The organism is Novosphingobium album (ex Liu et al. 2023), assembly GCF_029076845.1.
Classification (GTDB): Bacteria; Pseudomonadota; Alphaproteobacteria; order Sphingomonadales; family Sphingomonadaceae; genus Novosphingobium.
On sequence record NZ_JARESE010000062.1, the window covers coordinates 153,753 to 169,144 of the forward strand.

Genomic DNA, 15,392 nt, shown 5'->3' on the forward strand with positions numbered 1-15,392 from the left:
GGCCATGCGCCGGCCCATCGGCCGGCACCAGAAACCAAAACGGGAGAGAAGCTTTGGGGGAAGTTGAAGGCTTGGTCAGGTCCGGCTGCGAACTGCTGGTGCAGCCGCTCGATATCGAAGCCGGGCGCAAGGCGCTGGCGGCGGCGAAATCGCGCACCATGTGGCAGATGCTGAGCGATACCGCGCGCCGCTATCCCGATAATCTGGCGCTGGTCGGCGGCGACGATGCCGGCCAGATCTCGCGGATCACTTACGCCGAACTGGTCCGCCGCGCCACCGGGCTTTCCGCCGGCCTTGCCCGGATCGGCGTGCGGCGGGGCGATCGGGTGGTGCTGTGGATGACCAACAGCATCGAATGGGCGATCTCCGCCTTCGCGGTGATGCGGCTTGGCGCCGCACTCGTGCCGGTCAACACTTTCCTCAAGCCCGAGGAGGTCAAATACTTCGTCACCCAGTCGGGCGCGCGCCACCTCATCATGGTGGACCGCTTCCGCAAGCTCGACATGCCCGACATCCTCGGCCAGTTCTGCCCTTCGGCCCGCACCGAGCAAGGGCCGGGTTTCCTGGCCGATGCCGCGGTGCCGGACTTGCGCAACCTCGTGCTGTTCAGCCGCAGCGGCGGCAAGCTGGCCTGCTCTTACGACTTCACCGCGCTGGAAAACACCACATCGCCCGAGGCGCTGGCGCTGGCCGAGCGGATGGAACGCACGGTCGTCCCCACCGATCTGGCGATGATCAAGTACACTTCGGGCAGCACGGCCTTTCCCAAGGGCGTGATGATGGAACACGGCGGCATCGTCGCCAACGGCGCGCTGCATTCCAAGCGGATGACCGCGACCGACCAGGACGTCTACTTCAGCTCGATGCCCTTCTTCCATGCTGGCGGCAGCATCTACGGCATGATGTCGATGTTCGTGAACGGCGGCACGCTGGTCTTCACCGAGGCGTTCAATGCCGATCTGGCGGTGGACCTGATGCTTTCCGAGAAGGCGACCTTCTTCGTCACGCTGCTGGGCGAGGAGATCGTGCAGGCCGCGCTCAGGCGAGGAGTCACATTCCCCTCGGTGCGCGTGGCCGGCCTGCAGGACGACAACTTCCGCAAGGTCATGCCCAACGTGACGGCAAGCTTCGCCGCCTTCGGCCTGACCGAGACCTACGCGCCTTGCGCGCTGGCGGGCTACAAGGCGGGCGGCAACGCGCGTTCGGGCCTGATGCTGGACGGTAACGAAGGACGCATCGTCGATCCGGTGACTGGCCGCGAGCAGCCCCCCGGCGTGCCCGGCGAATTGCTGGTGCGGGGCAACATCGCGCGCGGATACTGGAACAAGCCCGACGAGACCGCCGAAGCCTTCGACAAGGATGGCTGGTTCCGGTCCGAGGATCTCGTGTCGATCGACGAGGAAGGCTTCCTCACCTGGCATGGCCGGCTGAAGCTGATGCTCAAGGTGGGCGGCGAAAACGTCTCGCTGGAGGAAGTGCAGCGCGTCGTCGAAAGCCATGAAGGCGTGCTCCAGTGCGGCGCGGTGGGCGTGCGCGATGCCCGCAAGGCCGAAGCGGTGGCCGCCTACGTGGTCCGCGCGCAAGGCCACGACTTCACCGTCGAGGAACTGCGCGCCTGGCTCGACACCCGGCTCGCGCGCTTCAAGATGCCGCGCGAGATCGTCTTCATCGACGAGCTGCCCCGGCTGGGCAACGGCAAGATCAACCGCATCGAGCTGAACCAGCGCGCGCAGGCGGAGTTCCCGCTGTGAGGCCGGTGGCGGCGCTGAACGATCACGAGGTTTTCGACCGCTATCCCGACGAGCTGATCGATCATGACAACATCGATCATTACCGGGCGATGGCCGAGCGCCGGCTGGTGATCCGCCATTGCCAGGATTGCGGCTACTGGATCTATCCGCACCGCCCGATCTGCCCCGAATGTCTTTCGGAGAACCTGCGCTTCGAAGAAGTGAGCGGGCGCGGCACGATCTTCATGGAAACGCGGCTCCACCAGCTGCGCGATCCCGATGCCAGCATCGTCGAGCCGATCGTCGCGGCGGCGGTCGAGCTGGAGGAACGCACGGGGCTGCGCTATCTCTCGCGGATCGTGAATTGCCGGATCGAGGACATCGTCCTCGACATGCCGGTCTCGCTCACCTGGATCGAGGAGGACGGGTGCATCTGGCCCGCCTTCGAGCCGGCGGCCGGCTGAGCGGACGGCAATGGCCCGCAACCCCCTGAAGGACCAGGTGGCAGTCGTCGGGGTCGGCTCGACGGCTTATGGCCGCGACCAGCAGCGATCGCTGCTCTCGCTCGGCGTCGAGGCCGCGCTCAAGGCCATGGCCGACGCCGGCATCGACCGCCGCGGGATCGACGGCATCTGCGGCAGCGGCATGAGCCCGCTCGCGGTCGGAAATGCCGGCTTCCTCAGCGTGCAAGGCGCGCTGGGCATCGAGAAAGTGACATGGGGCAAGAACGGCTGGCTGGGATCGGCTTTCGTCTTCGCGGTCGAGGCGGTGTTCTCGGGCCTGTGCGACACCTGCCTTGTCGTCCAGTCCTACCGGCGCGAGGTCAACATGTCGCGTTCGGCGGCGCGCGACCCGTTCCGCCTGCGCGCTTCGCGGTTCGGCGAGACCGGCGGCATGGGCGGGCGCGACTTCGCCCGCCGCTGGCTGCATTCGGGCGAGCCCTACGCGGCCTGGATGAAGCGCTACATGCACGATTACGGCGTCGGCAAGGACGCCTTCGGGCTGATGGCAGTGAACAACCGCTCGCACGGCGCGCGCAATCCCGATGCGGTGATCCAGCGCGCGATCACGCTCGACGACTATCACGCCTCGCGGATGGTGTGGGAGCCGATGCAGATGCTCGACATGGATATCCCGGTCGACGGCGCGGAGGCTTTCGTCATCACCACCGCCGAGCGCGCGCGCGACTTGCGGCAAAAGCCGGTCACGGTCCACGCCATGTCGCTGGGCGGCACGCGGGTGGGCGAATTCTACGAGAACACCCTGCCCTGGACGGAAAACGCCTTCTGGGTGGCGATGGAAGGCCTGTGGGCGCGCAGCGACCTGACCAGAACCGATGTCGACCTGTTCTACCCTTACGACGGCTACACGATCGACGCGGTCGCGGTCGTCGAGGCGGCGGGCTTCTGCAAGCCCGGCGAGGCCGGCGATTACTTCCGCGATTGCTGGGACCGGCGCGAGAACATCCTGCGGCTGAACGGCGGGCGCACGCTGGTCACGACGGGCGGCGGCGGCCTGGCGCACGGTCGATCAGGCGGCTCCAACCTCTATGCCGAAGCCGTCCGCCAGCTTCGCGGCAGCCAGGGCGAGCGCCAGGCCCGCCATGCCGACAGCGCGCTGATCACCATCGGCAGCATGTACCACGATCCCTCAGCAGTGCTGCTGCGCGCCGGAGAAAGACGGTAAATATCTGATTTAAAATAAATTCAATCGCCAAAAACCAAACAAGAACCGGGGAGAAGACATGAAGACAAGATACGCACTGCTGGCGACGGCGGCCATGGGCCTGCTGCTGGAAACCACGCCGGCGCTGGCGCAGGAAGCGGCATCCACGCAAGCTTACGTCGATCAGGGCGACATCGTCGTCAGCGCGCGCAAGCGCCAGGAATCGATCATGAACGTGCCGGTGGTGACCAACACGCTCGACCAGAGGCAGCTTGAGAAATTCCAGACCGACGACATCAGCAAGGTCGCCGAGCAAGTGCCGGGCCTGGTCGTGGGCGAAGGTGCCGCCGCCGCTTACGGCGCCCAGATTTCGCTGCGCGGCGTCGGCACTTCGGTGCTGAACGGCACGGTCGACCAGTCGGTCTCGCTCAATGTCGACAGCCAGCAGTTCACCCAGGGCCTCGCCTATACCGCGGCGATGTTCGATATCGGCCAGATCACCGTGCTCAAGGGCCCGCAGGCGCTGTTCTTCGGCAAGGCCAGTCCGGGCGGCGTGATCGCCATCCAGACCGCCGATCCCACGCCCGATTTCGAAGCGCGCGTGCGGGCCGGCTATGAATTCGTCGCCGATGCCAAGCAGGGCGAGGTGATCGTCTCGGGGCCGCTCAGCGATACGCTGGGCTTACGCCTGGCCGGGCGCTACACCCGCACCCTGGGCTATTTCCGCAACCGCGCCGAGCCCATTCCCGGCCTTGGCGGTATTATGCCCAAGCCGCGGCGCGGCACCAATTCCAGCGAAGGCATCGTGCGCGGCACGGCGCTGTGGCAGCCAACCGATCGCTTCACCGCGCGGCTGAAAGTCACCTACACGCAGAACAATGTCGACGGGAAATCGGGCCAGTTCACTTCCTGCCCCGACGGGATCACCGGGCCCGGCGGCGTGCCCTTCATCGGCAACCCGGATTGCAAGCTCGATCGCAACTTCGGCAGCGTCGACCTCGATCCGGCATCGTTCAACGGCATCAAGCGCGGCGGCCACCAGTTTTCCGATATAGAGCAGACTTTCGGCGTCCTGGAATTGAACTACGATTTCACCGACGCACTCAAGCTGACCAGCGTTACCGGCTATTACGACGTGAACGAGCAGGATCAGTTCAACGCCTCATCCAGCAATGGCGCGGGTCCGCCTTTTTCCAGCTACACCCATTACAACCGCAACGACTTCACACAGGAACTGCGGCTGACATCCGATTTCCGGGACAGCCCGGTCAACTTCACGCTGGGTGCGTTCTATCAGAAGGTGAAGCAGCACAAGCTTGGCATCGCGCTGGGCAATGCCGCGCTGCGTCTGCCGGCCTATTTCTCGAACGGGACCCATTCCAACCCCGAGGAGTCCGAATCGCTGTTCGGGCAAGTGCTGTGGAAAGTCACCCCCACGCTGGAAATCGCCGGCGGCGCGCGCTGGACGCATGAGGACCGGCGGCATGTCTACATCAACCTGCTGACGTCGCCCGATCCGGTGGCGCTCGCGGTGCCGCAGCTCAAGTCCAACCGGGTCTCGCCCGAGCTGACCGTCACCTTCACCCCGACCGAGGATCTGACGATCTTCGGCGCCTTGAAGAAGGGGTACAAGTCCGGCTCGTTCAATTCATCCGGCTCGTTCCGTCCGGGCGACGATTCCTCGTTCCACGACGAGAAGGTCAAGGGCGGGGAAATGGGCCTGAAGGCGCGCTTCCTCGATCGGGCGCTGTCGTTCAACCTGTCGGGCTACTACTACGAATATGGCGACCTGCAGGTCGGCGCGAATTCGCAGCAGGACACTGGCCTGATCGTGGTGCGCACGCTGAACGCGGCTTCGGCCAAGATCTACGGCGTTGAGATGGACAGCAGCTATCGCCCGCCCAGCATCGAGGGGCTGACCGTGCGCATGGCGGCAAGCTGGAACCACGCCCGCTACGGCAAGTTCACCAATGCCCCGTGCTGGGGCGGCCAGACCGCTGCCCAGGGCTGCAACCAGCTCTTCGCCCGCAACGCCAACCAGACGCCGCCCGGGCCGGCGGGGGCCGTGCAGGTGAACGGCGTCTATGGCTTCTACACCTCGCAGGATCTTTCCGGCCGAGAACTGCTGCGCTCGCCCGATTTCACCGCGACGGCGGGCTTCGATTACGAACAGCCGATCGGCGGCGGCATGAAGCTGCTGTTCGCCTCGCAGATGCGGTATTCGTCCAAGTATTTCGCGGACATCCTGCTGCGCGACAACGAATTGCAGCCCGCTTACGCGAAGGTCAACGCCAACGTCACGCTCTACGGCCCGGACGAGCGCTGGGAGCTTTCGCTGATCGCCAACAACCTGACCGACCATCTCATCAGGAATCGCTGCTCATCCTCGAACGCGGCCAACGGGCTGGTGCTGGGCGGCATCATCACCGGCGGCATCGCGCGCGGTGCGGCCGGCGTGGACGAGGTCATCTGCACGGTCGATCCGGGCCGCGAGGTCTGGGTGCGCGCGGCGTTCCGGTTCTAGCCGAACCGCCGGGGCCATGCCGACATGCGACATGGCCCCGGCAGCAAGAACGCCGAACGGAAGGAAACCGGCATGGCAAAGGTCAAGATCGTGACGTTCGAACGGGCACGGCTGCTCGCGCCGCTCGCGCAAGCGGAAGGGCCCATCGCGAGCCGCGCCTATCTCGATGCGGAGCGCGACCCGCTGCATCTGCTCCACCACACGCTGTCCCCCGGCGCGGCGATCACGATCGCCGGCCAGCCGGCGGACAAGATGGTCTATGTCCTCGCGGGCACGGTTTCGCTGGGCGGCGCAGCGCTGGTCGAAGGATCGAGCGCGGTAGTGGAATTCAACGCCGGCGCCCGGTTCGTGGCGGGCGACGACGGCGCGATCCTGCTGGCCTTCCACCAGGCAGCGCGCCCGGCCAGCGCGCGTCCGGGCGGGCATGTCCATATCCTGCCCCGCGCGGCCGTGCCACGCACGCATGACCTTGGCACGCAAAACGAGATGGGCGGCGGCATCCATGCCGACGCGGCCTGCCCGAACTGCACCGTCTGGCTACACGAGAACGATTTCCACAGCCGGACAGGCACCGTTGTCCCGCCGCATTCCCATTCGGAGGACGAGATCATCTTCGTCACCGCCGGCCGGATCCGCCTGGGCAGCCGGCTCTACGGCCCCGGCACCGCGCTCGCGGTCGCGGCCGACACTATCTACGGCTTCGCGACGACGGGGGCGGGCCTCAGCTTCATCAATTTTCGCGCCGCGTCGCCCACCGTCACCACCGCGCACGGCAAGAGCGACGAGGCGATCATGTGGATCTCCCGGCTTGGCCGGCCGCCCTGGGCGCTAGCCGGAACCGCGAACGCATCACCGGCACATCACCACCAGGGAGCAAGGCCATGACCGCAGGCAGGATCGGAACGGGGCGCATCTATTACGGTTGGATCATGGTCGCGATCTGCATGTTCGCGTTGATGCTGACCACCGGATCGACGATGAACGCCTTCGGGCTCTATGTGCTTCCCGTCTCGGAAGCCTTCGGGCTTTCGCGCGCGAGCATGAACACGGGCCTGATCCTGATGAACGCGGGCTCGGCCATCTCGGCGCTCATCATCGGCCGGCTGATCGATCGCTATCCGGCGCGGCTCATCATGGGCGGCAGCGGCTATGCCCTGGGCGCGAGCCTGGTGGCGCTCGGCCTGTCGCACAACTTGTGGCTGAGCGCCACGATCCTTGCCATTCCGGTGGGCCTGGGCATGACCGGGATCGGCAACCTGACTTCGCCCACACTGGTCGCGCGCTGGTTCACCGTGCACCGCGGGCGCGCGCTGGCGATCACGATGATGGGCATGTCGGTCGCGACGATCGTCGTCGCGCCGCCGGTCGCCTGGCTGATCGACCAACTCGGCTGGCGCCACAGCCTGATCACGCTGGGGATCGTCGTCGCGGTCCTGATCACGCTGCTGCTGCCGCTGGTGCGCAATGGACCGGGGCCGGACGATCACGAGATCGCCGATGGCGACGCCGCGCGCGAAGCGGCGGCGGCCGCCATCGCGGAAGAGGACGTGCGCCTCAGCCCCCGGCAATTGCTGGCCTTCCCGCGTTTCTGGGCGATCGGCCTCAGCACCGCGCTGGCCATGGCGATCTTCCAGGCCATGCTCATCTCGCTGGTGCCGATCGGACGGGAGATCGGCTTTTCCACCACCAAGGCGGCCAGCCTGATCTCGGTGATCGGCATCGCCGGGATCAGCGGCAAGCTGATGGTGGCCTGGCTGGCCGACCGGTTCGACCGGGCGCTGCTGCTCACCGCGCTTTACGCCATGCTGGCGCTGGCGGGCGCCGTAATGCTGTTTGCCGATTCCTATCCGCTGCTGGTCGCCGCCTGCCTGCTCATCGGGCTTGCAGCGGGCGCGACGATGCCGCTGTACCTTGCGCTGCTTGCCGACCAGTTCGGCGCGAAATCGTTCGGCACCGGCAACGGCATGATCACGTTCTCGATCGCGGTGATCAGCGCCGTGGCGGTGCGTTACAGCGGCGAGGTCTATGACCGCACCGGCGGCTATGATCTGATGTTCTACACCTTCATCGCCATCGGCATCGCCTCCGCCCTCCTGATGGCGACCCTGCGCCGCGGCGCCGGAACACCGGAACTGGCCCCCGCCGAATAGCTCCCCTCCCCATCCTGAAACCCAGGCTCTGACAAAAAGGATTGCACAGACGCCATGAGAGACGTGGTTCCATTTTCACCACCCGCCGAAGTCGATTTCGACGCGGGAACGCGGCCCTATTGGGAGGCGCTGCGCGAAGGCGCGCTCTCGATCCAGCGCTGCGCGCATTGCCATGCGTTCCGCACGCCGCCGAGCCGCTATTGCCCCCACTGCCGATCCACCGAGGACGAATGGCCCAGGCTTTCGGGGCGCGCGCGGCTCTATACCTACACGATTGTCGCGCTCGATCGCCGCGACGCCGAAGGCCCGGTCTATGTCGCGGGCCTTGCCTGCCCCGAGGAAGCGCCCGACACCAAGGTGTTCTGCAACATCGTGGATTGCACGCTCGACCAGATCGTCATCGACATGCCGCTGGAGCTTGTCGCGACCGAGGCCGGCACCGATGCCGCGCGGTTCCGCCCGGCCCCCGCCACCGCGCAGGGAGGCCGCTGATGCACACATCCGCAATCGTCGGCATCGGCGCGACGCCATACTACCGCCGCGGTGCCTCGCTGCCGCAAACCCCGCGCGACATGGCCTGCGACGCGATCATGGCCGCCGCCGCCGACGCCGGCATTCCCGTCACCGCGATCGACGGCTTCGCCTATTTCTCCAACTATGGCGGCGGCATCGAAACCGGCGGGCTGATGGAAGCGCTGGGCATACCCGAAGTGGGCTTTTCCGCGACGACCACGGGCGGCGGCGGCGGATCGGCCGGCGCCATCGGGCTGGCGCAGGCGGCGATCGTCAATGGCGACAGCCGCTATGTCGCGGTGGTGCAATCGCTGCAGCAGGCCAAGAACCGGCTGGGCGCCGCTTTCGCACGGATGCCGCCCACGCCCGAGAATTCGTTCTACCGGTCGGCCGGCGTGGCCGCGCCGGGCCAGTTCGCCGCGTTCATCGCCCGCCGGCACATACACAAGTTCGGCACCCGGCGCGAGGCCTTCGCCGAAGTCGCCATATCCACCCGCCAGAACGCCGTGACCAATCCCGCCGCGCTGATGCGCGATCCGCTGACGCTGGACGACTATTTCGCATCGCCGATGCTGGCCGATCCGCTGTGCAAGCTCGACTTCTGCCTGGAAAGCGACGGCGCGGTCGCGATCCTCCTGGCCCGGGCCGACGAAGCCAGGGATATGGCGCAAAAGCCCGTCTATGTCGCCGCCGCCAAGCACGGCGGCGATCGTGACTGGGGGCGCGGCTTCATGTGGGGCAACATGCCGGACGAAAGCTTCTCCTCCTCGGGGATGCGCTCGATCGCGCGCAGGCTCTACGCGGCGGCGGGCATGGGGCCGGAGGATATCGACGTCGCCTTGCTCTATGACCATTTCACCGCCTTCGTGGTGATGCAGCTTGAGGATTTCGGCTTCTGCCCGATCGGCGAGGGCGGCCCTTTCGTGGAGCAAGGCGCGATCCGGCTGGCCGGCGGCTCGATCCCGGTCAACCCGCACGGCGGCAACTTGTCGGAAGCCTATATCATCGGCATCACCCACGTGGCCGAAGCGGTCCGCCAGATCCGGGGCACCGCCGCCAATCAGGTGAAGGACGCCGCCACGGCGCTCGTCACCGGCGGGCCCGGGCCGATGCCGCTGAGCGCGCTGCTGCTCACGGCGTAGGCGGGCCGATCGCTCCTGTCCCGGCCGGGCCGTTCGCCGGGGTTGGGACAGGCGCGGTCAGCCGCGCGGGAATTCCCGTTCGGCGGTCGCAAAGCTCGCGCGCAGCACCGCCGTGCGGGTCTCCACGCCGTTCCAGGATTCGGGATGGGTGATGATATAGGGCAGATCGAGCGCGATCCCGCGCAGCATGATCTCGCCGGCGGTGGCGCCGCTCATCCGTGCGATCGTGGCCGGGCCGCTCTGCCCGTGGAAGGCATTGCCCGCCTTGCGCGTGGTTTCGGCCAGCCGGCTGCTCACCGGGCCCGGACACATCACCGAAACGCCCACGCCATGCGGCGCCAGTTCCGCGCGCAGCGCCTCGCTTAGCGCGACGACGCCGGTCTTGGCGGCCGAATAGGCCCCCATGGTCGGATAGCCGGGGCCGATCCCCATCATCGACGACACGTTGACGATATGGCCGGCGCCGCGCCCGCGCATGGACGGGGCGAACGCGGACACACCGTTGAACACGGCGGTAAGATTGATCGCGATCGTGCGATCGAAGGCATCGGGGTCCATATCCGCGAATTCGCGCCCGTCGGGGCCGATGCCGGCATTGTTGACCAGGATATCGACCGGCCCGAACCGGGCTTCGGCCTCGCGGGCAAGCGCGTGCCAGCCCTGCCGGTCGCGCGTGTCGAACGCAACGGCCAGCATGGGTTCGGGCCGGGACAGGACCAGCGCGTCGAGCGCCTGCCGGTCGACATCCGCCACCGTCACCGCGATGCCCCGATCGACCAGCGCCTGAACCACGCCCAGCCCGATCCCGCTGGCCCCGCCAGTGACGAGCGCGTGTCTGGCAAGCGTCAGATCCATACCCTCTCCCGATAGCCTCGCCGCGCCCGATGGCGCGAGCCCGCATGATCGGTAGGAACCCTGGTTCCACGGCGCAATCGCGCTGTCCTGTCGCAAAGCCGAACCGCTTGCCCGAACGTCCAGCGCCGCGCCGGGACGTGCCTTATATCTGCACGAGGTGAGCCACCGCCGCGGCGCTTTCCTCGGCGATGGCGCCCTGGCGGATGATGCGGCCGTTCTGCATCGCGGAATAGCGATCGGCAAAGCGCCAGACGAAATCGAGGTATTGCTCGACCACCAGGATCGTCATCCCCAGCTCGTCGCGCACATGCGCCAGCGCCGCCTCGATCTGCTGGACCACGCTGGGCTGGATGCCTTCGGTCGGCTCGTCCAGCAGCAGCAGCGCGGGGCGGCCCGCCAGCGCCCGGCCGATCGCCAGTTGCTGCTGCTCACCGCCCGAAAGGAAGCCGCCGGCGCGGCCGCGGATGTCATAGAGCTTGGGGAAAAGGTCGAATATATAGCCGGGCACGCCGCCCCCTGCCCCGCCACCCCGGCCGCCCAGCGCGCAGAGCCCGGTTTCGAGGTTTTCCATGACGGTGAGCTGCGGGAAGATGTGGCGCCCTTGCGGCACGAAGCCGATGCCGGCGCGCGCGCGCATGTGCGGGGTCAGCGCGGTCACGTCGTGCCCGTCGAACCGCAGCATGCCGCCGGTCGCGGGCCGGGTGCCCATGATCGCGTGGAGCAGCGTGGTCTTGCCCACGCCGTTGCGGCCGATCAGGGCCATGACCTCGCCCCGCCGCAGTTCGAGATCGACGTCCCAGAGCACTTCGGTCTGGTCATAGCCCGCGCAGAGCCCGGACACGGTCAGCAAGGCATCGCTGCTCATGCCGCGTGCCCCAGATAGACGGCGGCGACATCGGGATCGGCGCGGACTTCGGCGATGCTGCCCTGCTTGAGGAAGCGGCCCTGGTGCATCACGGTGACAGGCGCGCCAAGCTGTTCAACGAAGCTCATGTCATGGTCGATCACCAGCACCGAACGCGCCGCGCCCAGCCCCAGGATCAGCTCGGCGGTGCGGCTGGTCTCGGCCGGGCCCATGCCGGCGGTCGGCTCGTCCAGCAGCAGCAGTTCGGCGCCCGTGGCCATGACCATGCCGATCTCCAGCCATTGCTTCTCGCCATGGGCCAGCTGACCGCCGGGGATATCGGCCCGTTCCGCCAGCCCGACCAGTTCGAGCGTCTCCTCGATCACCTGGCGATCGCCGGCCGGGATGCCGATGCCGACGCTTTTCCACCAGCGCCGGTCGCGCCGCGCGGCCAGGGCCAGGTTCTCGCGCACCGAAAGCATCGGCAGCACACCGGGCGCCTGGAACTTGCGGCAGATGCCGCGCCCGACGATGGCCGGTTCAGGCAGGCGGCTGATATCCTCGCCCCGGAAGATCACCCGGCCGTCGCTGGGGCGCACCCGGCCGATGATCGTATCGCACAAGGTGGACTTGCCGGCGCCGTTGGGCCCGATGACGACGCGGGTCTCGCCGCGATTGAGCGTCATGCTGAAAGCGTCGAGCGCCTTGAAGCCGCTGTAGTCGACCGTGACGCCATCGACGCTCAGCAGCAGGTCGGCCACCGCGCTCACGCCCGGTTGCCCTTGAGCAGACCGGCCAGGCCATTGGGAAACAGCGTGACGACGACGATGAACAGCGCGCCCATCAGATAGAGCCACAGTTCCGGGAAGGCGCTGGAGACCGCATCGCGCGCGAGGTTGACCAGCAAGGCGCCGACGATCGCGCCGGCCAGGCTGTAGCGCCCGCCGATCGCCACCCACACCACCATCTCGATCGAAGGGACGACCCCGATCAGCGCGGGCGAGACGACCCCGGCGTGCAGGGTGAACAGCGCGCCGGCGATCCCGGCGAGCAGCGCGGCGATGGCGAACGCGACGGTCTTGAACGGCGTGGTGGCATAGCCGAGGAAGCGCACGCGGTTCTCGCCATCGCGCGTGGCCCGCAGCAACATGCCGAAGCGCGAGGCCAGCAGCCAGCGCAGGCCCAGATAGGCCAGGCACAGCACCGCCAGCGTCAGCCAGTAAAGGCCCGTGCCGGTGCCGGGACTGGCCAGCCCGAAGCCGAAGACCGAATAGAAATCGGTCAGGCCGTTGAACCCGCCGGTCACGTCCTGCCGGCTGATGATCAGCGTGGCGAACGCCAGCGCCAGCGCCTGCGTGATCAGCGCGAAGTAAGTCCCCCCCACCCGGCGGTGGAACACCGCCCAGGCGAACAGCGCGCCCAGCAGCGTCGGCACGATCAGGATCGCCGCCAGCGCGAAGGCCGGGCTGGCGAAAGGCTCCCACCATACGGGCAGCGCCTCGCGCCCGCTCCACACCATGAAATCGGGCATCTCGCCCGCCGGCAGGTCCGCCAGCTTCATGTGCATGGCGATGGCATAGCCGCCCAGGCCGAAGAACACGCCTTGCCCCAGGCTGAGGATACCGCCGTGCCCCCAGATCAGCACCAGCCCCATGGCCAGGATCGCCATGGCCATGAACCGGGCCAGCAGGTTGAGATCATAGGCGCCGAGGTAGAACGGCGCGGCGATGCCCAGCGCCAGCAACACCCAGGGCAGTGCGGGCTTCGCGCGTCGCAGCGGCGCGGGCGGGACAAGCTTAGACATCGAGCTGGCGCGTCCGCACCGCGACCACGCCTTGCGGGCGGATCTGGATGAACAGGATGACGAAGACGAGCAGCAGCATCTGCGCCACGCTGACATCGACGAACATCTGCGCCAGCGCCGAGAACACGCCCAGCACGATCGCCGCCGTGGTCGTGCCGACAATGCTGCCCAGCCCGCCCATGACGACGACGAGGAAGGCCGGGATGATATAGCTTTGCCCGACATTGGGCGTGACCGGGCCCAGCAGCGCCAGCATCACGCCGGCCAGGCCCGCGATCCCCGAACCCAGGCAGAACACGGTGAAATCGACGCGCTTGACGTCGATGCCGACGGCTGACGCCATCATCCGGTCCTGGTTGACCGCGCGGGTGAGCAGCCCGATCCGCGTCTTGAGCAGCACCAGCGCCAGCGCGCCCAGCACCAGCACGGCCACCGCGATGATGAACAGGCGCGCCGAAGGCAGCGTGACGCCGGCCACGGTGAAGCTGCCCATCAGCCAGTCGGGCGCGCGCACTTCCACGCCGATCGCGCCGAACAGGTCGCGCGCGGCCTGCTGCAGGATCAGGCTGACGCCCCAGGTGGCCAGCAGCGTGTCGAGCGGGCGCGAGGACAGGCGGCGGATCAGGCTGGTCTGGATCAGCCCGCCCATCGCCGCCGCGCCCGCAAAGGCCACCGGCACGGCCAGCAGGATGCCCGCCCCGCCCGGCACCACCAGCAGCGTCAGCCAGGCGAGATAGCCGCCCAGCATCAGCATCTCGCCATGCGCCATGTTGATGACCCGCATGATCCCGAAGGACAGGGCAAGCCCCAGCGATGCCAGCAGGTAGAGCGAGGCCAGCGAGAAGCCGTTGAACAACTGGTTGAGGAAAAGCGCGAAATCCATGCCCGGGGCCTGTCGGGCCGCGCGGGAGATTGCCCCCGCGCGGCCCGTCCTTATGTCAGAGCTTGCAAGACTTGCCGGGGAAGGCGAGCGCGTCATACGGTTCGGGCTGGATATCCGCGCCCGGCTGCGACACGATCTCGAACTGCCCGTCGGGCTTCAGCTTGCCGATGAAAGCCTTCTGCACCAGGCTCTGGTTCGGCGCGAAGCTGACCGCGCCCATCGGCGTGGCGAAGCTGCCGAGCGAGACCGCCGCCTTGCGCACCGCGTCGGGATCGAAGCTGCCCGCCTTCTCGGCCGCCGCCTTCCAGGCATAGACATCGAGATAGGCGTGCACCATCGGATCGGTGATCGCCGCGTCGGCGCCGAATTTCTTCTGGTAGGCGGCCACGAACTTGGCATTGGCATCGCCCGGCAGGCTCTGGAAATAGTTCCAGGCGGCATAGCTGCCTTCGACCAGCGCGGTGCCCATCGCCTTGGCTTCCTGCTCGCCGATCGAGAACGACATCACCGGCAGCGTCTTGGGGCTGAGCCCGGCGGCCTGCATCTGCTTGAAGAAGGCGACGTTGGAATCGCCGTTGAGCGTGTTGATGATGATCGCCGGCCTGGCCTGCTGGATCTTGGCGATCACGCCCGAAAAGTCCGTCCCGCCCAGCGGCACGTAGGATTCGCCCAGGACTTTCATCCCGGCCTTCTCGATATGCTTCTTCAGGATCAGGTTGGCGGTGCGCGGATAGACATAGTCCGATCCGACCAGGAAGTAAGTCTTGTGGCCTTGCGCCATCGCCCATTCGAGCGCGGGCAGCGCCTGCTGGTTGGGCTGCGCGCCCGAATACATGATGTTGGGCGAACACTCGTTGCCTTCGAACTGGACCGGATACCACAGCAGGTTCTTCGTCCGCTCGAACACCGGCAGCATCGCCTTGCGGCTGGCCGAGGTCCAGCCGCCGAACACGGTGGCCACGCCATCGCTCTCGATCAGCTTGGCCGCCTTCTGCGCGAACGTGGAAGGATCGGAAGCCCCGTCCTCGACCACGGCGGTAACGGACTTGCCCAGCACGCCGCCCGATGCGTTGATCTCTTCGATCGCCAGCATTTCGGCGTTCTTCACCGTGATCTCGCTGATCGCCATGGTGCCGGTCAGCGAATGCAGCACGCCCACCGCCACGCCGTCCCCGGCGGGCTTGTCCGAACCCGTTCCAGATCCCGAGCACGAGGCAAGCGCGAGCGCAAAGGCAGAAACCGCGAAGGTACCCAGCCTGGTACGGATCATGAAAATCTCCAA

At 67.2% G+C, this 15,392-nt stretch carries 14 protein-coding genes; 8 read left to right on the top strand and 6 right to left on the bottom strand.

All coding sequences use genetic code 11. From position 1 onward, the window contains the following. The first annotated feature begins 71 nt into the window (after window positions 1-71). The 8 genes from PYV00_RS17875 (at window position 72) to PYV00_RS17910 (ending at window position 9,724) form a co-directional block, all read left to right on the top strand. Window positions 72-1,751 (top strand): class I adenylate-forming enzyme family protein, encoded by a 1,680-nt coding sequence (locus PYV00_RS17875; protein WP_275229641.1) that lies wholly within the window; start codon window positions 72-74, stop codon window positions 1,749-1,751. Next, window positions 1,748-2,194 carry a Zn-ribbon domain-containing OB-fold protein gene (locus PYV00_RS17880; RefSeq protein WP_275229642.1) on the top strand — a complete coding sequence of 149 codons (447 nt, stop codon included), beginning with the start codon at window positions 1,748-1,750 and terminating at the stop codon, window positions 2,192-2,194. Before PYV00_RS17875 ends, PYV00_RS17880 begins: the two co-directional genes overlap by 4 nt. Before the next feature lie 10 nt (window positions 2,195-2,204). Next, the gene (locus tag PYV00_RS17885) at window positions 2,205-3,416 is read left to right on the top strand and encodes a thiolase family protein (RefSeq protein WP_275229643.1); all 1,212 of its coding nucleotides are present in this window, start codon (window positions 2,205-2,207) and stop codon (window positions 3,414-3,416) included. Window positions 3,417-3,474: 58 nt separating this feature from the next. Continuing rightward, a complete protein-coding gene (locus tag PYV00_RS17890; protein ID WP_275229644.1) occupies window positions 3,475-5,919 on the top strand; it encodes a TonB-dependent receptor in 2,445 nt (814 codons plus the stop codon). Between the two features lie 72 nt (window positions 5,920-5,991). After that, window positions 5,992-6,804, top strand: coding sequence for a hypothetical protein (locus PYV00_RS17895; RefSeq protein WP_275229645.1), 813 nt, complete (start codon window positions 5,992-5,994; stop codon window positions 6,802-6,804). Continuing rightward, complete coding sequence (locus PYV00_RS17900) at window positions 6,801-8,069, top strand: MFS transporter (protein ID WP_275229646.1); 1,269 nt, start codon at window positions 6,801-6,803, stop codon at window positions 8,067-8,069. Before PYV00_RS17895 ends, PYV00_RS17900 begins: the two co-directional genes overlap by 4 nt. Window positions 8,070-8,123: 54 nt before the next feature. Beyond that, complete coding sequence (locus PYV00_RS17905) at window positions 8,124-8,561, top strand: Zn-ribbon domain-containing OB-fold protein (RefSeq protein WP_275229647.1); 438 nt, start codon at window positions 8,124-8,126, stop codon at window positions 8,559-8,561. Further along, complete coding sequence (locus PYV00_RS17910; RefSeq protein WP_275229648.1) at window positions 8,561-9,724, top strand: thiolase C-terminal domain-containing protein; 1,164 nt, start codon at window positions 8,561-8,563, stop codon at window positions 9,722-9,724. Before PYV00_RS17905 ends, PYV00_RS17910 begins: the two co-directional genes overlap by 1 nt. A 57-nt stretch (window positions 9,725-9,781) precedes the next feature. Here PYV00_RS17910 and PYV00_RS17915 read toward each other — a convergent pair whose 3' ends face one another. The 6 genes from PYV00_RS17915 to urtA form a co-directional block, all read right to left on the bottom strand. Then, window positions 9,782-10,579 (bottom strand): SDR family oxidoreductase, encoded by a 798-nt coding sequence (locus PYV00_RS17915; RefSeq protein ID WP_275229649.1) that lies wholly within the window; start codon window positions 10,577-10,579, stop codon window positions 9,782-9,784. Window positions 10,580-10,721: 142 nt separating this feature from the next. Further along, a complete protein-coding gene (urtE, locus tag PYV00_RS17920) occupies window positions 10,722-11,444 on the bottom strand; it encodes an urea ABC transporter ATP-binding subunit UrtE (RefSeq protein WP_275229650.1) in 723 nt (240 codons plus the stop codon). Further along, window positions 11,441-12,193, bottom strand: coding sequence for an ABC transporter ATP-binding protein (locus tag PYV00_RS17925; protein WP_275229651.1), 753 nt, complete (start codon window positions 12,191-12,193; stop codon window positions 11,441-11,443). The genes urtE and PYV00_RS17925 overlap by 4 nt, the downstream gene beginning before the upstream one ends. Then, window positions 12,190-13,227: an urea ABC transporter permease subunit UrtC gene (urtC, locus tag PYV00_RS17930; protein ID WP_275229652.1), complete on the bottom strand. Its 1,038-nt coding sequence runs from the start codon at window positions 13,225-13,227 to the stop codon at window positions 12,190-12,192. The genes PYV00_RS17925 and urtC overlap by 4 nt, the downstream gene beginning before the upstream one ends. Continuing rightward, window positions 13,220-14,110 carry an urea ABC transporter permease subunit UrtB gene (urtB, locus tag PYV00_RS17935; RefSeq protein ID WP_275229653.1) on the bottom strand — a complete coding sequence of 297 codons (891 nt, stop codon included), beginning with the start codon at window positions 14,108-14,110 and terminating at the stop codon, window positions 13,220-13,222. The genes urtC and urtB overlap by 8 nt, the downstream gene beginning before the upstream one ends. 55 nt (window positions 14,111-14,165) lie before the next feature. Then, the gene (gene urtA / locus PYV00_RS17940; protein WP_275229654.1) at window positions 14,166-15,380 is read right to left on the bottom strand and encodes an urea ABC transporter substrate-binding protein; all 1,215 of its coding nucleotides are present in this window, start codon (window positions 15,378-15,380) and stop codon (window positions 14,166-14,168) included. Between the last annotated feature and the right edge of the window lie 12 nt (window positions 15,381-15,392).